This window comes from Pseudomonas chlororaphis subsp. aurantiaca (assembly GCF_013466605.1).
Taxonomy (GTDB): Bacteria; Pseudomonadota; Gammaproteobacteria; order Pseudomonadales; family Pseudomonadaceae; genus Aquipseudomonas; species Aquipseudomonas chlororaphis_I.
Genome location: NZ_CP059162.1, coordinates 3,089,601 through 3,113,516 on the forward strand (window position 1 = coordinate 3,089,601; position 23,916 = coordinate 3,113,516).

17 protein-coding genes and 1 pseudogene are annotated in these 23,916 nt (G+C 65.0%); 16 read left to right on the plus strand and 2 right to left on the minus strand.

Annotation, left to right across the window (positions count from 1 at the left end):
- Positions 1-20: 20 nt before the first annotated feature.
- The 10 genes from tssK to tagQ all read left to right on the plus strand — a co-directional run bounded on the left by tssK (position 21) and on the right by tagQ (position 15,508).
- Positions 21-1,355 (plus strand): type VI secretion system baseplate subunit TssK, encoded by a 1,335-nt coding sequence (tssK, locus tag H0I86_RS14215; protein WP_110176727.1) that lies wholly within the window; start codon positions 21-23, stop codon positions 1,353-1,355.
- Between the two features lie 6 nt (positions 1,356-1,361).
- Positions 1,362-2,729 carry a DotU family type VI secretion system protein gene (locus tag H0I86_RS14220; RefSeq protein ID WP_180925501.1) on the plus strand — a complete coding sequence of 456 codons (1,368 nt, stop codon included), beginning with the start codon at positions 1,362-1,364 and terminating at the stop codon, positions 2,727-2,729.
- Positions 2,726-6,238, plus strand: coding sequence for a type VI secretion system membrane subunit TssM (tssM, locus tag H0I86_RS14225; RefSeq protein ID WP_180925502.1), 3,513 nt, complete (start codon positions 2,726-2,728; stop codon positions 6,236-6,238). Before H0I86_RS14220 ends, tssM begins: the two co-directional genes overlap by 4 nt.
- Entirely contained in the window at positions 6,235-6,927 is a 693-nt protein-coding gene (tagF, locus tag H0I86_RS14230) for a type VI secretion system-associated protein TagF (RefSeq protein ID WP_124335083.1), read from the plus strand. Before tssM ends, tagF begins: the two co-directional genes overlap by 4 nt.
- A 34-nt stretch (positions 6,928-6,961) precedes the next feature.
- Positions 6,962-7,687: a PP2C family protein-serine/threonine phosphatase gene (locus H0I86_RS14235; RefSeq protein WP_016703051.1), complete on the plus strand. Its 726-nt coding sequence runs from the start codon at positions 6,962-6,964 to the stop codon at positions 7,685-7,687.
- 34 nt (positions 7,688-7,721) lie between these two features.
- Entirely contained in the window at positions 7,722-10,802 is a 3,081-nt protein-coding gene (locus tag H0I86_RS14240) for a serine/threonine-protein kinase (RefSeq protein ID WP_180925844.1), read from the plus strand.
- Positions 10,802-11,518 (plus strand): ABC transporter ATP-binding protein, encoded by a 717-nt coding sequence (locus H0I86_RS14245; protein ID WP_162095579.1) that lies wholly within the window; start codon positions 10,802-10,804, stop codon positions 11,516-11,518. The genes H0I86_RS14240 and H0I86_RS14245 overlap by 1 nt, the downstream gene beginning before the upstream one ends.
- Positions 11,518-12,705 carry an ABC transporter permease gene (locus H0I86_RS14250; RefSeq protein ID WP_180925503.1) on the plus strand — a complete coding sequence of 396 codons (1,188 nt, stop codon included), beginning with the start codon at positions 11,518-11,520 and terminating at the stop codon, positions 12,703-12,705. The genes H0I86_RS14245 and H0I86_RS14250 overlap by 1 nt, the downstream gene beginning before the upstream one ends.
- Before the next feature lie 55 nt (positions 12,706-12,760).
- A complete protein-coding gene (locus H0I86_RS14255) occupies positions 12,761-14,425 on the plus strand; it encodes a formylglycine-generating enzyme family protein (RefSeq protein ID WP_258019438.1) in 1,665 nt (554 codons plus the stop codon).
- A gap of 144 nt (positions 14,426-14,569) precedes the next feature.
- Positions 14,570-15,508: a type VI secretion system-associated lipoprotein TagQ gene (gene tagQ / locus H0I86_RS14260; RefSeq protein WP_180925505.1), complete on the plus strand. Its 939-nt coding sequence runs from the start codon at positions 14,570-14,572 to the stop codon at positions 15,506-15,508.
- Between the two features lie 384 nt (positions 15,509-15,892).
- Here tagQ and H0I86_RS14265 read toward each other — a convergent pair whose 3' ends face one another.
- Positions 15,893-16,792, minus strand: a complete 900-nt coding sequence (locus tag H0I86_RS14265) for a GntR family transcriptional regulator (protein WP_180925506.1) — start codon at positions 16,790-16,792, stop codon at positions 15,893-15,895.
- 151 nt (positions 16,793-16,943) lie between these two features.
- On the opposite strand from H0I86_RS14265, the gene H0I86_RS14270 reads away from it, so the two are divergent.
- The gene (locus H0I86_RS14270) at positions 16,944-17,678 is read left to right on the plus strand and encodes an aspartate/glutamate racemase family protein (RefSeq protein WP_180925507.1); all 735 of its coding nucleotides are present in this window, start codon (positions 16,944-16,946) and stop codon (positions 17,676-17,678) included.
- Positions 17,638-18,387: a hydroxypyruvate isomerase family protein gene (locus H0I86_RS14275; RefSeq protein ID WP_180925508.1), complete on the plus strand. Its 750-nt coding sequence runs from the start codon at positions 17,638-17,640 to the stop codon at positions 18,385-18,387. Before H0I86_RS14270 ends, H0I86_RS14275 begins: the two co-directional genes overlap by 41 nt.
- A gap of 118 nt (positions 18,388-18,505) precedes the next feature.
- Here the strand turns inward: H0I86_RS14275 and H0I86_RS14280 are convergent, their stop codons facing one another.
- Positions 18,506-18,970: a tautomerase family protein gene (locus H0I86_RS14280; protein WP_180925509.1), complete on the minus strand. Its 465-nt coding sequence runs from the start codon at positions 18,968-18,970 to the stop codon at positions 18,506-18,508.
- A 94-nt stretch (positions 18,971-19,064) separates the two neighbouring features.
- On the opposite strand from H0I86_RS14280, the gene H0I86_RS14285 reads away from it, so the two are divergent.
- The 4 genes and pseudogenes from H0I86_RS14285 to H0I86_RS14300 all read left to right on the plus strand — a co-directional run bounded on the left by H0I86_RS14285 (position 19,065) and on the right by H0I86_RS14300 (position 23,905).
- A complete protein-coding gene (locus H0I86_RS14285; RefSeq protein ID WP_180925510.1) occupies positions 19,065-20,024 on the plus strand; it encodes a GlxA family transcriptional regulator in 960 nt (319 codons plus the stop codon).
- 129 nt (positions 20,025-20,153) lie between these two features.
- A pseudogene (locus H0I86_RS14290) lies at positions 20,154-20,333 on the plus strand (EamA family transporter); the annotation flags it as partial.
- A 490-nt stretch (positions 20,334-20,823) separates the two neighbouring features.
- Positions 20,824-22,599: a type I secretion system permease/ATPase gene (locus H0I86_RS14295; RefSeq protein ID WP_180925511.1), complete on the plus strand. Its 1,776-nt coding sequence runs from the start codon at positions 20,824-20,826 to the stop codon at positions 22,597-22,599.
- Positions 22,592-23,905, plus strand: coding sequence for an HlyD family type I secretion periplasmic adaptor subunit (locus H0I86_RS14300; protein WP_180925512.1), 1,314 nt, complete (start codon positions 22,592-22,594; stop codon positions 23,903-23,905). The genes H0I86_RS14295 and H0I86_RS14300 overlap by 8 nt, the downstream gene beginning before the upstream one ends.
- Positions 23,906-23,916: the final 11 nt, after the last annotated feature.

The window sequence follows — 23,916 nt, forward strand, 5'->3', positions numbered from 1 at the left end:
CCTGTCGAGGAAGCCAGCCCATGTCCTGGAATAACCGTGTGGTGTGGTCCGAAGGAATGTTTCTGCGGCCGCAGCATCTCCAGCAGCATGATCGCTACATGGAAGCCCTGATCGATGGCCGTTGCCGCCCGTTGAGCGCCGGGGGCTGGGGGTTCTCCGAGCTGCGCATCGACGAGTCCCTGCTCAGCCAGGGCAAGGTGGCGATTGTCAGCGCGCGTGGGGTGCTACCCGATGGCACGCCTTTCGACATTCCCGGCGACGATCTGCCGCCGCCGCCACTGAACGTGAACGACAACCTGCGCGATGCGCAGGTCTTCCTGGGCTTGCCGCTCAAGCGTGCCGGCAGCCGCGACACCGTGGGGGAGGGCGAAGCACCTGGCGGTGCGCGCTATATCAGCCAGGTGCGGGAAGTGCGCGATGACAACGCCGCCTTCGAGAGCCGGGCGTCACTGGCGATCGGCGGCAAAGCCCTGCGTCTGCTGACCGAGCGCGACGGCCTCGGCGAATATGCCTGCCTGGGTTTGATCCGGGTGCTGGAAAAGCGCGCGGACAATGCCGTGCAACTGGACGACGACTATATTGCGCCGCTGCTCGATGTGGCCGCCTCCAGCGTGCTGGCGGCCTTTCGCAGCGAGCTGCAAGGGTTGTTGCACCAGCGCGGCGAGGCCCTGGCAGGAAGGGTAGTGGCCTCGGGGGCCGGCGGCGCCTCGGAGATCGCTGACTTTCTGCTGCTGCAACTGGTCAATCGCGCCGAGCCCTTGCTCAGCCACCTGGCCCGGTTGAGCCCCTTGCACCCGCAGGATTTCTATCGCGAGGCGGTCTGCCTGGCGGGGGAGTTCGCCACCTTTTCCGCAGCCGGGCGTCGCCCCAGCGACTACCCGGCCTATGCCCACGACGACCTGGCGAGCAGTTTCGCCCCGGTGATGCACGATCTGCGGCAAGCCTTGTCGATGGTCATCGATACCCGCGCCACGCCGATTCCCATCGTCGAGAAGTCCTACGGCGTGCATGTGGCGATGCTGGCCGACAAGAGCTTGCTGGAAATGGCCAGCTTCGTCCTGGTGGTGCGGGCCGAGGTACCGGCCGAAACCCTGCGCACGCATTTCCCCCAGCAGGCCAAGATCGGCTCGGTGGAGCACATCCGCGACCTGGTCAATCTGCAGTTGCCCGGCATCGCCTTGCTGTCCATGCCCGTGGCGCCGCGGCAGATTCCCTATCACGCCGGTTCAAGCTATTTCGAACTGGACCGTGGCAGCGAACACTGGAAACAGTTGGCCAACTCAGGGGGATTCGCCTTTCACATTGCCGGCCAGTTCCCGGGCCTGAACCTGGCCTTCTGGGCCATCCGAGGATAGTTCGTCATGCACCCGATCGATGATCCCTTCGGCAGCTCTGGCGTAGGCGGCACTTCAGGCGGCGCCTCGCCGGGCGGCAACGACCATACCCTGATCATGCCGCGGCCCGGCGGGCGCTCCGTCGAAGCTTCTGCCCCCAGGACGGGCGCCGCCGGCGCCGCCGATCCGCACATTGCGATGCCGGGCGCGCCGGTTGCGAGCAGCCTGGCCCAGGGCCTCAACCCGCTGGAGCGGGCGGCCGGCCCGATACTGGCGCTGCTGACCCGCTTGCGCAGCACCCTCGCTCACCCGCAACCGGCCAGCCTGCGCGCCCAGTTGCTGGCCTACCTGCGCCAGTTCGAGGAGCAGGCGCGCGCCGCCGGCGTGGCCCAGGATGAGGTGATGCTCAGCCGTTATGTGCTCTGTACCGCGCTGGACGAGGCGGTGCTCAGCACGCCCTGGGGCAGTACCAGCGACTGGGGCAAGCAGAGCCTGCTGATCACCCTGCACAACGAAGCCTGGGGCGGCGAAAAAGTCTTCCAGCTGCTCGAACACTGTCTGCAGAACCCACAGCAGCGCCTGCACATTCTCGAGCTGCTGTACCTCTGTATCTGCTTGGGCTTCGAGGGCCGCTACCGGGTCATGAATGACGGCCGCAGCCAACTGGAAGCCTTGCGCGAACGCACCAGCGCGACCATTCGCAGCGTGCGCGGCGAATTCGAGCGCGAGCTGTCGCCGCATTGGCGGGGGCTCAGCGTGGTGCGCGATCGCTTGTCGCAATTCCTCCCGCCCTGGGTCGGCGTGGCCATTTGCCTGGCCGTGCTGTTGCTGCTGCTGTTCGGCTTGCGCCTGAAGCTGGCGGCCGACGCCGAGCCGGTGTTTCGCAATATCCACGCCCTGGGCGAGATCCCGGTGCAAACCATCGACCGTCCGCCGCAGCAGCCCAGGTTGATCGAGCGCCCACGCCTGGCGCGCTTCCTCGCCGAGGACATCAAGGCCCAGCGCGTTGCCGTGGAGGATGCGCTGGATCGCTCGGTGGTGACCATTCGTGGCGACGAGTTGTTCGCCTCCGGCAGCGCGAGCATTTCCGAACAGTTGCAGCCCTTGCTGCTGCGCGTCGCCGATGCCCTGCGCCAGGTCAAGGGCACGGTGCAGGTCACCGGGCACAGCGATAACCGACCGATCGCCACCTTGCGCTACCCCTCGAACTGGAAGCTGTCGCAGGATCGGGCGCAGCAAGTGATGGATATCCTCGCCGCCCGCAGCGGGCAACCCCAGCGCTTCACCGCCGAAGGGCGCAGCGACGCGGAACCTGTCGCCTCCAATGACAGCGCCGCCGGACGCGCCAGGAACAGGCGCGTAGAGATTACCGTGCTAGCGGAGGGCAACCAGTGAAGGCCTTTATCAATTTCCTGGTGCGCTGGGTGGTGCCGCTGCTCGGCCTGCTCGCCCTGAGCCTGGTGATCTGGTTCCTCGGTCCGCTGATCATCGTCGCTACCTATGAACCCTTGGCCCCGGCGGCCGTACGCTGGGCGCTGATCGCCCTGTTGTTCCTGTCCTGGATCGGTGTGCGCGTATTGCGCATCGTCCAGGCCCGGCGCAACGCCGCCAAGGTCATGCAGGGCCTGGCGGCGGTGGCGCCGGATGCGGCCAGCGTCGCCACCGCCGAAGAGCTGGCGGCCCTCAAGCAACGCATGGACGAAGCGCTGCAACTGCTCAAGCGCAGCAAGCTCGGCGGTAACGAGCGGCGCACCCTTTACGAGTTGCCCTGGTACGTGATCATCGGCCCGCCGGGCTCGGGCAAGACCACCGCGCTGGTCAATTCCGGGCTGCACTTTCCGCTGGCCGAACAGATGGGGAATGGGGCGATCCGCGGAGTCGGCGGTACGCGCAACTGCGACTGGTGGTTCACCGACGAAGCGGTGCTGCTGGACACCGCCGGGCGCTACACCACCCAGGACAGCCATGCGGCGGTGGACAAGGCGGCCTGGCTGGGCTTTCTCGACCTGTTGAAGAACCAGCGCAAGCGCCGGCCGATCGATGGCGCCTTCGTCGCCATCAGCCTGTCCGACCTGCTATTGGGCAGCGAGGCCGAGCGCAGCGCCCATGCCCGGGCCATCCGCACGCGGGTGCAGGAGTTGTATAGCCAGCTCGGTGTGCGTTTCCCGATCTACGTGATGCTCACCAAGTTCGACCTGGTGCCGGGGTTCATGGAGTTCTTCGACGCGCTGAGCAAGGAAGAGCGCGCGCAGGTCTGGGGCGTCACCTTTGCCCTGGACGATGGCAAGAGTCCCCAAGGCCCGCTGGCCCGTTTCGACGAGGAATTCACCGCCCTCGAGGCGCGTCTTACCGAGCGCTTGGTGGAACGCCTGCAACAGGAGCGCGACCCCAACCGACGCGATCTGATCTACGGCTTCATCCAGCAGTTCGCGGCGTTGCGGCACAACCTGTCGTCCTTCCTCGAGGGGGTATTCAAGCCCAATCCCTATGAAGAACGTGCGCTGTTGCGCGGGCTTTACTTCACCAGCGGCACCCAGGAAGGCAGCCCCATCGACCGTCTGATCGGCAGCATGGCGCAAAGCATGAACCTGGATCGCCAGCATCTGGCGCGCCAGACCGGCACAGGTCGCAGTTACTTCATCACCCGCTTGTTTCGCGATGTCGCCTTCGGCGAGCGCGGCCTGGTCGGCAGTAACCCCAAGGTCGAGCGCCGGCATCGCTGGATCAATCGTGGCGTACTCGCCGCCAGTGCCTTGGTCTTGCTTGCGGTGACGGCCATCTGGGTCGCCAGCTACCGCGCCAACCAGGCCTATATCGCCGAGGTGGACGCGCGCCTGGCGCCGCTCAAGGGGCAGGTCGAATCGCTCAGCCCGGCGCAGCGCGAGGTATTGGCCGTGCTGCCGCTGCTCAACGCCATTCGCCATGTCGCCGACAATTCGCTGTCCTGGGCCGAAGGCTATGGCCTGTTCCAGGGCGACATGCTCGGCGCCGAAGCCGCCAGCGTGTACCGCAAGCTGCTGATCGCGGTGCTCGCGCCGCGTCTGCTGACGCGCATCGAGGAGCAGTTGCGTAGCGGCGGCAACACGGAGTTTCTCTACGAAGGCCTCAAGGTCTACCTGATGCTGGCCAGCGCCGAGCACTATGACGCCGATGCCATCAAGACCTGGATCAACCTCGACTGGGACCGCAGCCTGCCGCGCGACCTGGCCCCGGAGCAGCGGCTGGCCCTGGCAGAGCATCTCAATGCGCTGTTCGCCCACAAGCCACCACCGGCGAGGCTGGATGAGGAGCTGCTGGCCGACCTGCGTCGGCAATTGCAACAGATGTCCGTGGCGCAGCGGGTCTACAGCCGGGTGAAACGCCAGAAGCTGCCCGAGGGCGTAGCGGATTTTCGCCTCAGCGAAGCGGCCGGGCGCGACGCCGCCCTGGTGTTCACGCGCAAGAGCGGCAAGCCGTTGAGCGATCCGTTATCCGGTTTCTATACCTACCGCGGCTACCGCCAGGCGTTCATGGTCGCCAGTCTCAGCCAGTCCGGCGCCCTGGCCGAGGAGCAATGGGTACTCGGCCGGCCGCTGAACGACAACCAGGATGTTGCCAGCCTGGCCCTGGAAGTGCGGGCCCTGTACTTCCAGGATTTCCTCAACCAATGGGAAACACTGCTCGGCGATCTCGACTTCGTCTCGGTCAACAGCATCGCCCAGGCCGCCGATGTGCTGCGGGTGCTCTCCGGCCCAAACTCGCCACTGAAGAAACTGCTCGCCGCAGTAGCCAAGGAAACCAACCTGCAACAAGAGGATCGCCTGCTGGCCGAGAAGCTCAAGGCCGCCGACGGCACCGTGGACAAACTCAAGCAGCAGCTCGGCTCGCTGGTCGGCCAATCGGCCCAGGACGATTCGTCGGCAGCCTCGCAGGTCGATCCCATCACCGCGCGCTTCGCCGAGCTCAATAGCCTGCTGGCCACCAGCGGGGAGGGGCCCGCGCCGATCGACGATCTGCTGGCCCAGCTCAACGAGCTCTATGTGCAGGTCAGCGCCATGAGCGGCGCCAGCGGCGAGGCCCTGCTGGGCGAGGCGAAGAACCAGGCGGTGGCCACGGCATCGCGGGTCAAGCTCGGCGCCGAACGTCAGCCGCCACTGGTGCAGAAGCTGGTCAACTCGGTGGTCAACGCCACCACCAGTAGCATGATGGGCGGCATCCGCACCCAGCTGAACGCGGCCTGGGTCAGTGAGGTGGTGAATGTCTACCGCCAGTCCCTGGCTGGCCGTTACCCCATGGTCAACTCCAGTTCGCGGGAGGCGACCCTGGAGGACTTCGGCAACTTCTTCGGCGTGGGCGGGGTGATGGACAACTACTTTCGCAAGTACCTGCAACCCTACGTCAACACCTCGACCAGCAGCTGGCGCTGGCAGCCGGGCGCGGCGGAAAAACTCGGCATAGGCCCGGGCGTACTGCAAACCTTCCAACGCGCCGCGGCCATTCGCGATGCCTACTTCCGCGCCGGAGGCACCCGGCCGACGGTTCGCTTCGAGCTCAAGCCCGTGGCCATGGACGCCTCCATCAGCCAGTTCCTGCTCGACCTGGACGGCCAGCAGCTCAGCTACGACCATGGCCCCAGCCGCCCAATGGCGATGCAATGGCCCAGCCCCAACAGCCTGGGGGTGGTGCGCCTGTCCGTCACGCCGCCCACCAGCGCCGGTCGTTCGGGGCTGACCCTGGAAGGGCCCTGGGCCTGGTTTCGCCTGCTGGAACAGTCCGACCTGACCCAGGGCAACGCCCCGGACCGCTTCACCCTGCGCATGCGCGTCGACAGCTCCAGCATCTCCTGCGAGCTGCGCGCCAGCAGCGCGTTCAACCCGTTCAAGGGCCGGCTGCTGTCCGGCTTCAGCCTGCCGGAGCGCTTGTGAGCAGCCCCGGTTTCTACGGCAAGCTGGCCGGCCGCGGGGACTTCATCCACCGCGGCCTGTCGCCGAGCTTTATCGAGCGCTGGGATGCCTGGCTCTCCGCCGGCATGGCCACCAGCCAGGCGGCGCTGGGGGCGGCCTGGCTGGATGCCTACCTGGTCAGCCCGCTGTGGCGCTTTGCCGTGGCGCCGGGCCTGCTCGGCAGCGAGGCGGTGGTGGGAGTGATGATGCCCAGCGTCGACCGGGTCGGGCGCTACTTCCCGCTGACCATTGCGCTGCAGCTGGAGGCCGAGACCGATCTGGGCGCGCTGGTGGCCGGCCCGGATGACTGGTTCGAGGCGGCCGAGGCCCTGTTGCTCTCGACCCTGGAGCCCGAGGCCGATGTCGAGGCCTTCGAGGCCGCGGTGCCGGCCCTCGGTAGCCCGGTCTGTAGCGCGCAGGTGCTGTGCATGCCGGCGCTGGAGGGGCAGATGCGCTTCGCCGCCACGACTGCGGCGGCGCGCGGGGCGGTGCTGATGCAGCATGCCTGCGAGGGCGCGAGCCTCTGGTGGGGCAAGGGCTCCGGACGGGTCGCCGCCGGCCTGCTGCGCTGTCAGGGGTTGCCGGCGGCGCAGGATTTCAGCGGTTTTCTGCTGGGCGAGGGCGGCTGCGCGTCGCTTGCGCAAACCGTGCAGTTCGATTTCGGGAGCTGATTTTGGGAATTAAGGACATTTCGGGAGCCAAGGCATGTCGTCAGCCGTAACGCGTTACGAATCCGCCAGCCACAGCCACGTCGGCATGGTGCGTCAGGTCAACGAGGATGCCTGTCTGGATGCCGTGCAAGCCGGCCTCTGGGCGGTGGCCGACGGCATGGGCGGGTATGCGGCGGGCGATTTCGTCAGCAGCCTGATCGTCGACACGCTGCGCGCCATCCCGCCCGAGCCCGCCTTGCCGGCCTATGTCCAGGCATTGCGGGCGGGGCTGGAGCAGGCCAACGCGGCGGTTCGCCAGGAAACCGCGCAGCGCGGCGTCGGCATCATGGGCAGCACCCTGGTGCTGCTGGCCGCCCGAGGTGACAAGGCCACCTGCCTGTGGGCCGGCGACAGCCGCCTGTATCGCCTGCGCGAGGGCCAGCTGGAGGTCATCAGCCATGACCACAGTTATGTCCAGGAGTTGCTGGACAGCAGGCTGCTCAGCGAGGACGAGGCGCGCGAGCACCCCATGTCCAACATCGTCACCCGCGCCGTGGGCACCCAGGACCGGCTGGAACTCTCGGCGGTGGACCTGGATGTGCGTCCCGGCGACAGCTTCCTGCTGTGCAGCGACGGGCTGACCAAGACCGTCGAGGACCATGAACTGCGCGATGTGCTGGGCAACGCGAGCCCCTATGAGGTGGTCCGCAGCCTGGTGCACCTGGGGCTGACCCGGGGCGCTCCCGACAACATCACGGCGGTAGTCGTCAATGCCCACTGAAAACGCATCAGCTGAAGAACGCTCGAGTCTGGACATGGACATTCCCGGCTATGCGATCGAGCGCGAGCTGGGCGAGGGCGCCATGGCCACGGTCTACCTGGCGACCCAGCGCTCGCTGGAGCGCAAGGTGGCGCTCAAGGTCATGGCCGCCGCGCTGGCCGCCGACCGCAGCTTCTGTGAGCGCTTCCTGCGCGAGGGCAAGACCCTGGCGCGGCTCTCCCACCCGCACACAGTGACCATCTACGACATCGGCAATGTCGGCCACTTCTACTACATGGCCATGGAGTACCTGCCGAACGGGACGCTCAAGGAGCGGATTGCCGAGGGGCTCAGCCCGCAGCAGGGCCTGGTCTACCTGCGCCAGATCGCCCTGGCCCTGGGGTATGCCCATGCCCAGGGCCTGGTGCACCGGGACGTCAAGCCGGCCAATATCCTGTTCCGCGCCAACGGTTCGGCGGTGCTCTCGGACTTCGGCATCGCCAAGTCCCTGGAGGACCACACCCAGTTCACCCAGGCCGGTTTCGCCGTGGGCACGCCCAGCTACATGAGCCCCGAACAGGCCCGCGGTCAGCAGATCGACGGGCGCACCGACCTCTACGCCCTGGGGGTGGTGCTCTACGAGATACTCACCGGCAAGCTGCCCTATACCGGCAGCGACTCGCTGTCCACGGCCCTGGCCCACTTGACCGAGCCGCTGCCCGAACTGCCCATCGCCCACGGCCGTTACCAGGGGATCCTGCGCAAGCTGCTGGCCAAGGACCCGGCCGAGCGCTTTGCCGATGCCGATGCCCTGATCGCCGCGCTGGACCATCTGCCGCCCGCCGGGCCGGCCGATGCCGAGGCGACACAGTTGCGCCCACTGCCGTTGCCGCCCACCGCGGCGGCGACCGGCCAATCCGCGACGACCGACCTGGGCGGGCTGGCGCCGGTTTCCCTCGACATGCCGCCGCTCGCTGCGCCAAAGCCCGCGCCTGAACCCGCACCCCAGCCAGCCGCCACGGCCACAGCCACCCGGACCGCAAGCCTCGGCGCAGAGCCGCCGGCCGGGTCGCGCGGGCCGTTGTGGGCGCTGCTCGGTGTGGCCGTGGCCGGGGTACTGGCCCTGGCTGGTGGGGGCTACTGGTGGCTGCGCCCGGCGCCGCCGGTGGAACCGCAAAACGACCAGGTCGAGGCGCAAAAAACGCCGGCTGGCGATGCGCAGGACTCGCCCGCCAAGACGGCCAGCGCAGCGCAACCGCCGCTGGCGACGAACGCCGATGGCGGCGACCGTCCGCTGCTGATGCCGGGCAAGAAAACCCTGTTCCAGCGCGTGCTGAGCAAGCCTGGCGCGCAGGTGTCCGGCCAGCCCGGGGCGGCGCCCAACGGTGCCGCGCTGCCGGCGTTCTCGGTGCTGTATGTCTATCAGCGCAAGGCGGTGGCGGGTGGCAGCTGGCTGGAGGTCGGCGCCGCCAGCGATGGCCAGCGCGATGGCTGGTTGCCGGCCGAGCAGGTCAGCGACTGGAAACAGAGCCTGGTGCTGAAGTTCACCGAGCGCTCCGGTCGTTCGCCGGTCATGTTCCTGCGCGAGGCGAGCAGCCTCGAACGGTTCCTGGCTGACACGGCGCAGGCCCGCGCGGCCCTGCACAAGGCGCAGAACGAAGGCAGCGTGGACCCGCAGATCGTCGCGCTGGAGCCTGTGGCCAGCGCCATCCCCCAGGACCAGTTCTACCTGCTGCCGATTTTCCAGGCCCGAGAGAGCTTCGATGCCAACGGCCAGCCGGTGCAACTGCTCAACGTGGCCTCCATCGACCCCGGCAATACGCCCCAGGGCAAGGCCGAGGGGGCGGCCAGGGCCGGCAGCGATGCCTTCCGCACGGCGATAGTACTGGTGGTCGACACCTCGGTGTCGATGCAGCCCTACATCGACCGGGTGCGCCAGGTGGTGCAGGCGTTGCACCGGCAGATCGCCGGCCGTGGCGACCTGGACAGCGTCAGCTTCGGCCTGGTGGGGTTTCGCAGCAATGTCGAGAAGACCCCGGGCCTGGAATATGTGGCGCAAACCCTGGTGAGCCTGGAGGAGGGCCGCGATCCACAGCGCTTCCTCGAGCTGGCTGGCCAGGTCAAGGCCGCCCAGGTGTCCAGCCACGCCTTCAATGAGGATGCCTTCGCCGGCGTGATGGCGGCGGTCGAGGGCATGGACTGGAGTCCCTATGCCGGGCGGCTGATCCTGCTGGTCACCGACGCTGGCGCCCTGCGCAAGAACGATCCGCTGGGGCGCACCCAGATGAACGAAGCCGAGGTGCGCGAAGCCGCCCTCAGCAAACAGATCAAGATCTATACGCTGCACTTGCGCACCGAGGCCGGCCGGAAAAACCACGGCTTCGCCGAGCAGCAGTACCGCAGCCTGACGGCCGACGCCAACCCGCAGATCGGCGACCTGTACATTCCGGTGGCGGGCGGCGATGTCGGTCGCTTCGGCGATACGGTCGCCGAGATCGGCTCGGTATTCGCCGAACAGGTGCATCAGGCGCGCAACAACCAGCTGCCGAGCCTGCCGCCGCTACAAGGGACAGCGAGCGTCGCGAGCAAGGCCACGGCCATCGGCTACGCCATGCAAATGGACTTTCTCGGCCGCCAGTCGGCGGTCCGTGCGCCGCAGCTGATCACCGCCTGGACCTCCGACCACGACCTGACCAACCCCTCGCTGCCGGCCTTCCAGGTCTGCGTGCTGCTGACCAAGCTGCAGCTCAACGACCTGCAGCAGTCGCTGAAACTGATCGTCGATGCGGCCCGCCGTACCCAGACCTCGCCCAAGGATTTCTTCCAGGAAATCGCCAGCGCCAGCGCCCACATGAGCCGCGACCCGACGCGGTTGAAGCAGGGCGGCAACCTGGTCGAAGGCGGCATCCTCGGCGAGTACCTGGACGGCCTGCCGTATCGCAGCAAATCGCTGAGCATGACCCAGGACCTCTGGCTGTCCCTGAGCGTGGCCGAGCAGCAGGACTTCATCGACGAACTGGAGTCGAAGATCCGCCTGTACGAGACCTTCCACAATGACATTGCCAACTGGGTCCGCTTCGGCGAGGCCCAACCGGGCGATGCGCTGTACCGCGTGCCCCTGGCGACGCTGCCCTGATGCTCAAGCTCAGGGATATCCGCAAGACCCGCGGCGAGGGGCCACAGCGCTACAGCCTGGTGGTGCCCCAACTCGACCTGCGGCCGGGCCAGCGCCTGGCCCTGGTAGGCCCCAGCGGCAGCGGCAAGAGCACCTTGCTGGACCTGCTGGCCCTGGTGCTGTCGCCGGACCCGGGTGGCGTCTTCGAATGCCGCGCCGACGACCGTACGCTGGATGTCGCCGGGCTCTGGCGCAGCGGCCGCCAGGATGTGCTGGCCGGGCTGCGCAGCCGGGTCATGGGCTATGTGCTGCAGACGGGCGGGTTGCTGGGGTTTCTCGACGTGCAGCGCAACATCGGGTTGTCGCGGGCGCTGCTCGGCCTGCCGGCCGATGCCACGATCTGGCGCCTGGCCGAGCAGCTGGAAATCGCCGACCAGTTGCACAAGCTGCCGGCGGCACTCTCCGTGGGCCAGCGCCAGCGGGTCAGCATCGCCCGGGCCCTGGCCCATGGGCCGAGCATCGTGCTGGCGGACGAGCCCACCGCCTCGCTGGACCCGCTGAACGCCGAACGGGTCATGCAACTGCTGGTGGCCCAGGCCGAGGAGCGCGGCGTGTGCATCCTGGTCGCCACCCATGACGAGGCGCTGGCCCGGCGCGCCGGGCTGCAGCTGCATCCCTTGCAAGTGCAGCGCGGCGCGGATGGCGGGGTCACCGCGACGCTGGCGGGAGGTGGGTGATGCGGCTTGCCCTGATGGCCCTGCTGGCCTGGCACGACTACCGCGCCGAGGTGCGCCTGTCGGCTTGCGCGGTCCTGGCCCTGGTCGCCGTGCTCGCGCCCTTGCTGGTGCTGTTCGGCCTCAAGTTCGGCCTGGTCACCACCCTGACCGAACGCCTGGAGCGCGACCCCGCCGTGCGCGAAGTGGTGCCCATGGGCGGCGGGCGCTTCAGTGCCCAGGCCATCGCCGAACTGGCCGCGCGTCCCGAAGTCGCCTTCGTCGTGCCGCGTACCCGACAGATCGCCGCGACTGCCGACCTCTACCCGGACTCGGCCGGCCAGGCCTTGACGGTCGAGATGATCCCCACCGCCGCGGGCGACCCGCTGGTGGCGCCCGCGCTGCTGCTCCAGGCGCCGGACCAGGTACTGCTCAGCCAGCGGGCGGCGGAGAAACTCGGGGTCCAGGGCGGCGACGTGCTGAGCGCCGCGTTCGGCCGTCAGGTAGCCGGGCGCCAGGAATACCAGCGCACCCGCCTGCGGGTGCAGGGGGTCTTGCCACTCGCGGCCTTCCCGCGCGATGCGCTGTTCGCGCCCCTGGCCCTGCTGGAAGCCGCCGAAGACTACCGCGACGGCCAGGCCTGGCCTGGGTATGAGCCACAGGTGAACACGGCGCGGGTGTATCCGGGGTTCCGTCTCTACGCCGCGGACCTGGACGGCGTGGAGCGCCTGCGCCGGTATTTCGCCGAGCGCGGGCTTGAGGTCGCGACCCAGGCCGGCGTCATCGCCCAGGTGCGCTCGCTCAGCCACAACCTGACCCTGGTGTTCTGGATCATCGCCAGCCTGGCCCTGGCCGGGGCCTTCGCGGCGATGACCGCCAGCGCCCTGGCCGCCGTCGAGCGCAAGCGCAGGGCCTTGTCGGTGTTGCGCCTGCTGGGTTTCTCGACCGGCGCCCTGGTCGCCTTCGTCGTGCTGCAGGCGCTGTACACCGGGGTGTTCGGCCTGCTGCTGGCCTGGGGCTTGTACGGCATGGCCGAAACCGGGCTGAACCGACTGTTCGCACCGGCGGTGGGGGAGTACGCCTGCCGGCTGCTGCCGGTCCACTACCTGCTGGCCCTGCTGCTGACGCTGCTCTGCTGCCTGCTGGCGGCGGCCTCCGGTGGCTGGCGAGCGGCGCGGATCGAAGCATCGGAAGGACTGCGCGATGTGTAACTGGTTGAGGGGCCTGGTTTGGCTGAGGGCTCTCGTCTGGCTGAAGGCTCTGGTCATGCTGGCGCTGGCCGGCACAGTGCAGGCGCAGGACGCCCCGGCGGATAATCCGAAACCGCTGCCCGATGACCTCAGCCTGCCGCTGCCCTGCGAAGGTGAATTGGTGTTCCGCTACGTCTATGTCCTCGCCAAGGGCACCCTGGACGACCGCGAGGTCAATCTCGGCTACCCCTTCAGCGATGACGATCCGGGCTACCGGCAATCCTTCATCTCCGGCTACCGGCGCGACTACATCAACGGTCAGTTCGTCCTCGACGACCTGCCGGCCGACTGGCAAGCCAGAATCGCCCCGGCCCTGCCCAAGAGCGGGGCCGACAGCCTGCTCAAGCCGATGTTCTATTTCGTCGGTAAATACGAGGTCACCGAGCGCCAATACGCCCTGGTCATGGCCCAGGAGGCAGCCTTGGCGGGGCAGGGCGAGGCACCGGCCTGCGCGCCCATGAGCGACATGTCTGCGCGCCTGCCCAAGGTCAAGCTGTCGCGCCTCGAGGCCGAGCGTTTTACCGCGGTGTACAGCGCCTGGTTGCTCAAGTACCACCGCGACCGGTTGCCGGTCAGCGGCCGCGGCAAAGCGCTCGAGGACGGCGGGATGGGCTTCGTCCGCCTGCCGACCGAAGTGGAGTGGGAATTCGCCGCCCGCGGTGGCCATGCGGTCAGCCGCCAGGCGTTGGAGGCGCGGCTGTTTCCGCGCAAGGTGCAAGGCAGCGACAGCGATGGCCCGCTAGGGGACTGGGCGGTGTTCAGCCAGGTCGCCGGGGGCACGGGGCAGGGTGCACGGCTGTTGCCGGTCGGGCTGAAAAAACCCAATCCATTGGGACTGTTCGACGTGATCGGCAATGCCGCGGAGATGGTCCAGGAGTCCTTCCAACTGGTCCACGCCGGCCGCCGCCAGGGCAGTTACGGCGGCTTCGTGGTCAAGGGTGGCAACTACCTGGAAGGCGAGCTGACGCTGTTCACCGGCATGCGCCGCGAATACCCGCTGTTCGCCGCCGACGGCAGCGAGCAGCGCAACGCCACCACCGGTTTCCGGGTGGCGCTGGGGGCGTTGTCGGCACCGCGCTCGCGCTACGAGGAGCTGTTCGAGCAGTGGCAGCAGGAGGGCCGCCTGGCGGGCCTGACCGATGAAATCGAGGCTGCCGAAGATCCGACCCAATTACTGGACAGTCTCATCGCCAGCAGCACCGACCCGGACCTGCAGGCCCGCCTGGCGCGGGTGAACGAAGAGCTCAAGCGCAACGTGTCGCTGATCGCCCGGCAGCGCGAGGAGGCCGCAGGCAACCTGATCCAGTCGGCGGCCCTGGTGGCCGAGACCGTCAACAACTACAACATTCGCCTGACCAACCTGAAGAAGGATCGCGATCAGGCGCGGGCCGCCCGGGACGAAGCCACCGCCAAGCTCTATGAAACGGCTATCGCCAATGGGCGCAGTGCGCTCGAGGGTGCCCTGGCGATCTACATTGACAACCTGGCGAACGGAACGCGCTACACCGACGCGGTGATCCAGGCGCAGTTCCAGCGGACCCGGGAAGAGCTCAATCACAAGCCGGTGCTGGGAAAAAGCCTGGTCGCCCGGGCCACGCTTTTCGTCAGGCACGTGGGCCAGTTTCGCCAGCAGCGCCGAGCCGATCCGGAGACGATCCTGAAGGAACTGCTTGGACCCTGAGCAGGGTGTCGGAACGGTCGTCGGTGGCGGCGAAGACCAGCTAGGCTGGATGTAGCGTCGGCAGGCTTCGCTCACGTCGGACAGCGCTCACTCTGCGCAGAAGCCGAAACGGAATTGATACGCACAAAAAGGAGAGACATGACCATGGATACTTCACTCAAGAACTGCGCTTCGATCCTGGCTCGTACCCTGCCGTTGCCTACCGCGGTCTGCTGCGCCCTGCTGCTGGGCGGATGCGCGGGCTTCGGGGCTCCAAGCTCGAAGGTCGCGGCCCAGACCAAGGTCGAGTACTACCCGAAATGCTATGAGCCGGTCAGCCAGTTGCGCAGTTCCGACAAGTCGATGACCAAGTCGGTGGCCACCGGCGCCATTGCCGGTGGCCTGCTCGGCGGCCTGACCGGGGCCCTGGTCGGCAATAGCGGCGATGCCGGCCGCAATGCACTGATAGGCGCCGCCGCCGGGGCCCTGGTCGGCGGCGCGACCGGCTACTACAGCGAACGCCAGAAGCAGATCAGCGACGACCGTGCGCGCATTGCTTCCTACGCCAGCGACATCGACCACAGTACCGGCGAAATCGACCGCAGCATCAGCTACACCCGTACCGCGCAGAACTGCTACCAGCGTGAGTTCACCTCACTGCTCAATGCGCGCAAGACGAAGAAGATCAGCGACAGTGAAGGGCGCCTGCGTCTGGCCGAGATCGTCAGCGGACTGAAGGAAACCAACGAGCTGATGGCCGCCGTGGACGGGCGTGCGGGCGAGAGCATTGATGTCTACACCCAAGCCTATGAGAAAGACCTGCAGACGGTCGGTGTGCAACGCCAGGACGTCGCTCAGGTGGCCGCCGTGAAGCCTCCGGCCGCCACCGATAAGAAGGCGACCAGCAAGAAGGCCAGCGCCAAGCCGGCGACGAAGAAGAACGTGCCCAAAGAAGCCGTCACCACCGAGCGCACCTTGCAGCAAGCCACGGCCAAGCGTGAGGAAGGCCAGAAAATCGCTGCCCGTGGCCAGACCATGGTCAACGACGTGTGCAGCAACCCCGACATGGGTGACTGGGCACCGCCTGCTTGCTCGAAAGCCTGAGGCGAGAAAAGGGCAGCGGGTTCCTGTCTATGGCCATCACCGGCAGGTATCTGGCTCGTCACGTTGATCGCCTGGTCGAGGACTCTGGCAAGGAGGGGGTGGGCCTCTTTCCAGGGTTTGGGTGAGCCGATTGGAAGCTCGATCTGTTTGACGACGGCGTCCTTGATGTCCGGCGCGGCCAGCCCACCAATGAATTTTTGGAGGTCGACGGATTTGGGGGTAGAGGTGCCGTTTTCCGGATTGGGCGGCGGGCCACATCACGTCGTCGGGTGGCGGTATTTTTGTATTTTGTGTTGATTGGAAACAATCGTGGTAAGCTGACCGGCGGATGATTGGAGCGCTCCGACAAAGCCTCGATCATTCATCGGGTGTCAGGGGTGCGCTCTATATCCCTTCATCTGGCATGACGTCCTGTTGAGTCTTGAGACGACCCACTTCATCCAGATGCTTCCAGAGAAATTGCGCGGCTTCTTCGCGCCGATCGGATTCGATGAGGTCGAGCAAATGGATGTGTTCCTGGCATTGCGCCATAAGACGGGTGCGATCGACGTTGGCCTTGTAGCCGATGAAGCGCCTGAGCTGATTTTGCTGGCGTATGGCATCGATGAAAAAGACATTGCCGGAGCACTGCACGATCATTTCGTGAAACTGGGCGCCCACCTGGAACAGCTGGGCACGGGACAAGGTCTGGATATCCCCGTCGAGCATGGCCTGCTGTTGCTGCCTGGCCTGGGCGAACGCGGCGTGATTGACCTGATAACCAGGCTCGAGCAGGGCAGCCGGTTCGATGGCCATGCGGAAGCGGTAGCTCTGGATGTGCGCCTGGGCGTTATGCACGAAGTCCTTCAAACCCCATCCTTGCCCCGGCTTGCGCTCCACCATGGCTTCGCTGGCCAGCCTGTTCAATACCTTGAGCAACTGCCCGCGCGGTACTTCGTAACGGCGCAGCAGTTGGGCTTCGAAAAAGTGCTCAGGAATTTCACCGCCAAGAATGTCGTCGACCACGCGAAGGTAAAAATCTTCGAAAGGATCGCTGGCGAGCGGGAAGGTCGTTTCTTGAATCTGCCCGGCGTCTTGTTTCAGAAAGTAGCCTCGGTTGGGTTCCTGGATGGCGAGGTCCCATTCAGCGAGCAAGGCAAACACTCGCCGGACCGGCGAGCGCGAAACACCCAGCGCTTGGGCAAACGCCTGCTCGCGCAACGGCTCACCGGCCTTCATCGAGCGCGCGCGAATCATCTCGATAACGCGGGGGGCCAACTGCAAGGCGAGGTCTTTCTTGATCACAGGCTCTCTCTCGGATGATTGACGTCAGTCCGTTTCCGCTGGGGCGGGTGCCACCACCGGACTGGAGTTGGAAAATACCATACGAAGGTGTGGGGATCTGCGCAAAGAGCACTGGCGGATGGGGCGAACAATCTGGTCGAGGTACATGAGCATGAAGGCTCCACGTATTTTCCTGATCCACGCGACTGCACTGGCGATCGATCCGATCGCGACGGCCTTTGCCCGGCATTGGCCACAGGCACAGGTGATCAATCTGCTCGAAGACTCGTTGTCCCGGGACCGCGTGGAGGAGGGCGAATTGACCGCGAGCATGAAGGCGCGCTTTCTGACGCTGTCCCATTACGCCGTACAAAGCGCAGCGGACGCGATTCTGTTTACCTGCTCGGCTTTTGGCGATGCCATCGACCTGTGCAAACCCGAGATTGCCATTCCACTGCTCAAGCCGAACGAAGCCATGATCAACCTGGCTCTCACGCAAGCATCGCGTATTGCGGTGCTGGCGACGTTCGAGCCGACCATCCCCTCGATCATGGCCGAGTTCAGGCAAGCGGCTGAGCGCAGTGGCCGAACGCTGGAACTGGTGCCCTATTTTGTCCCTGGGGCGATGCAGGCGCTGCGTGAAGGGGACAAGGAAGGTCACGATCGCGCCATCGCACAAATGGCCACTCAGGTCGACGCCTGCGACCTGATCTGTTTCGCCCAGTTTTCAATGACCAGTGCCGCAGGGCAGGCACAGGCCTGCTCCGGTCTGCCGGTGTTGACCACGCCCGACAGTGCAGTGCTGGAGATGCGCAGGATGCTCCAGGCTGATGATTTCATTTCTTCCCAGGACGGATGTTTACCCCATGCTCAAGTTCAATGCTCATCTCGGTTTCCAGTTCAATGAATGGCCTTTTCTGCAGCGTATCGAGGCTGCCGCCGCCGCTGGTTTTCGGGGGGTGGAGTTCCCGTCGCCCTATGAGTTCGACGCCAGTCTCCTGGCTGACCACCTGGCTCAGCACAACCTGTCGTTGATTCAGTTCGCGGCACCGGCCGGGGTTACCAAAGGCATCGCTGCCTTGCAGGGCAAGGAAGAAGAGTTTCGCAACGGCTTGCGCCAGGCCGTGAACTACGCCAAGGCGCTGGCGTGTTCGGATGTCCACATCATGTCAGGAGTGACGACACAGGAGGAGGCGGCGCTTACCTTCGGGAGCAACCTGGAGTACGCAGTCAAATACTTCGAAGACCAGGGGGTGCGCCCGCTTATCGAAGTGATCAGTGCGCAGGCGATGCCGGACTACTACATGTCTGACTTCAACAAGGCGCATCAGGTGCTGGAGAGCTTTGCGAGTGTCGGGCTGATTCTCGATCTTTACCATGCCCAGCTTCTGACTGGAGATGCAGCCGGGGTTCTGGCCCGGTTTTATGACAGGACCGTCCATGTGCAAATTGCCGACTGCCCGGGCCGTCACGAGCCGGGAACGGGGAGCATGGACTTTGCTGCCTTGTTCGCGGCGCTGGAGCAGCGTGGCTACCCAGGATGGATCGGCTGTGAATACCGCCCCTCCGGCGCTACTGTTGCGAGCCTTGACTGGATCAAGCCGCTAAGTGCCTAGGTCCTGTACGAAACCCTTTGAAAAGCTGAATGGGTAGAGATGGCGGCGATTCTACCCATTCAGCTTTTCAATCGCCGCCATCAAAGGCAGAAGCCCCAGGTAGCCACAGTGGTTATATCTACTGGGGTGAAGTGTCTGTCACAACATCCTGACGTGCGTAACCGGCAACCCTGACGAAATCCGACAGATGCCAGATATCGCCGTTAGCGGCCCAGGTTCCATCCACCACGTCGTTTATCACGATGGAGGTCATCAGCACACGAGGATCTTCCGCGCTCAGGCAACCGGCAATTGCCTTATGCAGTACTGCGGCGTAGTGAGCCCGGCGCCCGGCATTCAATTCTCCGGCAGGAGCCAGTACCTGTATGTGGCAGGGTATGAATTGGTCGAAGTCGCTACGCCCACCACACATCCAGCGTGAATCAGGAACCTCATCGAGCATGACCCAACACAGAAGCCGCTGACGAGGATCATTGCCGAGCCCGGTGGCTTCTACTGCTGCGCAGTCAACAGCTGCCAGAAGTTGTTGAATGGTGCCTTCGCTCAGCACATTGGCGGGCAGTTTAATCGTGATGTTTGGCATAAATGGATGTTCCTGATGAGAGGGACACCATTGAAGCGTTATCCGCTTTGAGGCGGAATTGGCTGATCAGACATCTTTCGTGCAGAATCGGCCAATGAACGATTTTATTGTTGTTGTCCCCCCTGGGGCGTTTGCCTCCAGTGTCACGTTGTCCCTGGACATACTTTCAACTGCATCAAAGTTGGCGCCACGGCTAGGTTTGCCAGAGCCACGCTGGATTGTCTGCTCAACAGTAGAGGGGCCCATTTCATTAGGTGGAGGTCTGAGTCTGCTCACGCAGAGCTTGACACTCCCGTCTGATGGACGAGCCTGCTGGATTCTTCCTGGGTTGGATGTTGATGATTCGGCTGAGTTGAAGTCGAGTTTGTTACAGCCTGAGATTGAATCAGTGCTGGCCGCTTTACGTCAGCATGTGGCCGCTGGTGGGACTGTTGCGGCGTCATGTTCAGCCGTATTTCTCTTGCACGCAGCTGGACTAACTGAAGGGAAGACGGTGACGACGACTTGGTGGCTGGCCGCCACATTGCGGCAGCTAGCGGCAGGTTGCTGTAACGTCGACCCGGACCGTATGGTGATTGAGGATGCTCCCCTGGTTACTGCGGGCGCAGCCTTGGGGCACACCGATTTATTGATGCACTTGATCGGCCAACGTTTTGGCCCGGAACTGGTCGCCGCAGTGGCCAAAGCGTTGCTTCTAAATCAGCGGCAGTTGCAATCACCCTTTATGGTGCCGGCGTTGATGGCACATGGTGAGCTGATTGCGGAGCTGATCGCTCATGTCGAGGAGTCGCTTCCAATGCCGGTGAGTGTTGATGCTCTGGCGGAAAAGATGCGAATGAGTACACGAACGCTATCCAGGCGGGTATCCAAGGCTACAGGGCATGGGCCTTTGCACTTAATTCGAACTGTCCAGTTGAATAAGGCGCGAGCGCTACTGGAAAGTAGTCGATGCTCGGTGGAGTCTGTCGCCGAGCAAGTGGGTTTCAGCGATTCAACGGCTTTGCGCCGCCTCTTGAAGAAGCACTTGAATGCGACCCCGAGACAACTGAGGTAATGCAACTCAACGGGCGAACGGGAGTTGCCGCACAAATGGGCAACCGTTTGAACATCCAGAGTGGTTGGCCTGATGCTTGTCGGTCGTTCAATTGGTATCGCGATGTCGACGCAGCCACTCATCGACGACCTCTCCGAGAGTCTGAGTCCAGTAATTCTGTCGTTCGTATTCATCATCTTCCCAGTATTCGCCGTCCTTATCGGCGCCTGGTACGAAGGCACGCCCATCTCTCGACAGTTGATCCTCTATTCGCTGTTGCTGCTGGCAGGCTTTGCCATCACCCAATTGCCGGTAGAACGGCTTCTTGGATGGGGCAGACAACCAATCTCTGGCCCGCAGCCCTGCGATCGAAATCAGCCGCTTGCGCATAGAAGTTCTGCCTCCCGCATACCTGTTATCCGCTGCGAGCACACCGCTGGTCATCGCAAGATCGACCGGCCAATCCAGTAACTAGACTAATCGGGATACCCCGGCGCGGCATGTACTGCACCTGTCGCTACCGACAATCGGATTTTCCTGGGCGAAGCAGGTGTGCGGCGCCCCTGTCGCGCGCCTGGAAGGCCTGTTCCGGCATCCCGCGGCGCCCCTGCAGCAGCCACTTCCCAGCTACCCACGATGGCGCCCAAAGCCCGTGCCAGAGCCCTCTGCTCTCCAGGCCGCGGGGCGCTTGCGCATGCTTGCGCGCCGGGCCGTTGCCGGGGCCATTCCGGGTGCCCGAGGCGATCCGGCCAATGGCAGCACGCCGCTGTCCGGCATGATCTAAGCTCCACAAAGGCTGGCCTTTCGAGCAGAGGTTTCAATGCAAAGCCCACCTGAAAACAGTCTGAAAAATGCGTTGAAGGTCTGTCGAGACAGCTTTGTTTTCGTCGGTTTTTTCAGTTTCTTCATCAATGCGCTGATGCTCGTCCCGACCTTCTACATGCTCCAGGTGTATGGGCGGGTGATGACCAGCGGCAGCCTGACCACCCTGGCCATGCTGACGCTGATCATGACCGGGCTGGTGATCACCCTCGGCTCCCTGGAATGGGTGCGTTCGCGCATCATGGTGCGGGTCAGTACCCGGCTGGATGTGCTGCTCGGTCGCCAGGTCTACAAGGCCAGTTTCAAACGGGCCCTGGACAGTGGCGGCATGGATGCCTCGGCCCAGTCGCTCAACGACCTGACGGGCTTGCGGCAGTTTCTTTCCAGCAGCGGCCTGTTCGCCTTTTTCGACGCTCCCTGGTTGCCGATCTATATCGCGGTGATGTTCCTGTTCCACCCCTGGTTCGGCTGGGTCGCGACGGGCAGCGCGCTGTTGTTGATAGTGCTCGCCTTCGTCAACGAGAAGCTCACGGGGCCGGTGTTGGCCGAGGCCAACAAGGAGTACATCGGCGCGACCCTCCATACCACCAAGAACCTGCGCAACGCCGAAGTCATCGAGTCCATGGGCATGCTGGAAACCCTGATGGATCGCTGGGGGCGCCGGCAAAGAAGCGTTCTGCTGCTGCAATCGCTGGCGAGCGACCGGGGCGGCATGGTCACGACGCTTTCGCGGACTTTCCGTCTGCTGGTGCAATCGCTGGTGCTGGGCCTGGGGGCCTACCTGGCGGTGGACCATCAGGTGGGGGCCGGCCTGGTGTTCGCCGGGGCCGTGCTGCTGGGGCGGGCACTGGCGCCCATCGACCTGATGATCGGCAGCTGGAAAGGCTTTATCGCCGCCCGTTCGCAGTACAACCGCCTGAACGACATCCTCGGCAAACAGCAGGCGCAACCCGAGCGCCTGTCCTTGCCCGCGCCCGAGGGCAACGTGCAGGTCGAGAACCTGATTGTCGCGGCACCTGGCTCGAGTACCCCGATCCTCAAGAACATCAGCTTCAGCGTACCGGCCGGTTGCGTGGTGGGCATCATCGGCCCGAGCGCCTCGGGCAAGTCGACCCTGGCCCGGGCGCTGATCGGCGTCTGGCCGCCGCAGCATGGGGTGGTCCGGCTCGATGGCGCGGACATCAGCACCTGGGACAAGCATGAGCTTGGCCCGTATATCGGTTACCTGCCCCAGGACATCGAGCTGTTCGAGGGCAGCATCGGCGAGAACATTGCCCGCTTCGCCGAGATCGATTCGGCGAAGGTCATCCAGGCCGCGAGGACCGCTGGCGTCCACGAAATGATCCTGCTGTTGCCCGATGGCTATGACACCGTCATCGGCAGCGAGGGCGTCATGCTCTCGGCAGGGCAGCGCCAGCGCATCGGCCTGGCCCGCGCGCTGTACGGCAACCCGCGGCTGATCATTCTCGACGAGCCCAATTCCAATCTGGACGAGGTCGGCGATCGCGCGCTGGCGGCCGCCATCCAGCAGATCAAGCACACCGGCGCGACCCTGTTCGTGATTACCCACCGCACCAACATTGTGTCGCAACTCGACCGGCTGCTGGTGATGAAAGCCGGGATGGTCGGCCTCTACGGGCCGCGCGAGGAAGTGCTGGCCGAACTCAGCGGGCAGCAACCGCCGGTCCCGAAACATGCCGGGCCAGTACCGGTGGTGACCAACGTGGCGTCGATCGATGCCCGTAAGGACGATGGCGGTGAATCCTATGCCTGATCGTCAAATCGAAAGCTCCTCCGACCTGCCGGTGTCCGATCGCAAGGCCCACCGCCTGGGCATGGGCATCGTCGGCGTGACCTTCGGCCTGTTCGGCACCTGGGCGGCGCTCGCGCCCCTGGATGGCGCCGCTTACGCGCCGGGGGTGGTCACCGTGCAGACTTACCGCAAGACGGTCCAGCACCTGGAAGGCGGCATCGTCAAATCGGTGTTGGCCCACGATGGCGACATCGTCAAGCAGGATGATCCGCTGATCATCCTCGACGATACCCAGCTGCGCTCCGAATACGAGGCGACCCAAGGCCTGCTGGTCGCGGCCAGGGCCATGGAGTCGAGGCTGATTGCCGAGCGCGACGGGTTGCCGGCGATCGACTTTGGGGCGATGCCCGAATCCGCCAGTGTGCGAGGAGAGGAAGCGCGCCAGGGCGAGACCCAGGTATTCAACGCGCGGCGCGGCTCGCGGCTGGGCCAGATCTCGGTGCTGCGCGAGCGCATCGGCCAATTGCACCAGCAGATCAAGGGCCTGGAGTCGATGATCGCGGTCAAGGTGCGCCTGGAGAAATCCTACAGCGGTGAAATCGGTGAGTTGACCGAGTTGCTCAAGCAGGGGTTCGTCGACAAGCAACGCTTGCTCGAGCAGGACCGCAAGCTGGGGATGCTCAGGTCGGAGGTGGCCGATCACCGTTCCACCATCGACAAGACCCGTCTGCAGATCAACGAAACCCAGCTGCAGATCCTCCAGGTCGACAAGGATTTCAATTCCGACGTGGCCAAGCAGCTGGCCGAGGTGCAGACCAAGATCTACGACCTGCAAGAGAAGAACTCGGCCCTGGAAGACCGCCTCAGCCGGATCGTCATCCGTGCCCCCGACGCGGGCATGGTGATCGGCATGACCGTGCACACCATCGGTGGTGTCGTGCGTTCGGCGACGCCCTTGCTGGACATCGTGCCCTCGGTCTCGGAACTGGTCATAGAGGCCCAGGTGGCGCCGGTGGACATCGACCGTATCGCCATTGGCAAGCGCGCCGATATCCGTTTCGGCGCGTTCAACAGCTCGACCACGCCGGTGATCGAAGGCGAGGTCAGCAGCGTCTCCGCCGACCGCCTGACCAACGAAAAGACCGGGACCGCCTATTACCTGGCGCGGGTCCGGGTCACCGAGCATGGGGTGCGCACCTTGGGTGAGCGCAAGTTGTTGCCGGGGATGCCGGCGGACGTGTTGATCGTCACCGGGCAGCGCACGCTGTTGCAGTACCTGATGCAGCCGGCCCGGGATGTGATGTCTCAATCAATGATCGAGGAGTGACCCGTGGGAGC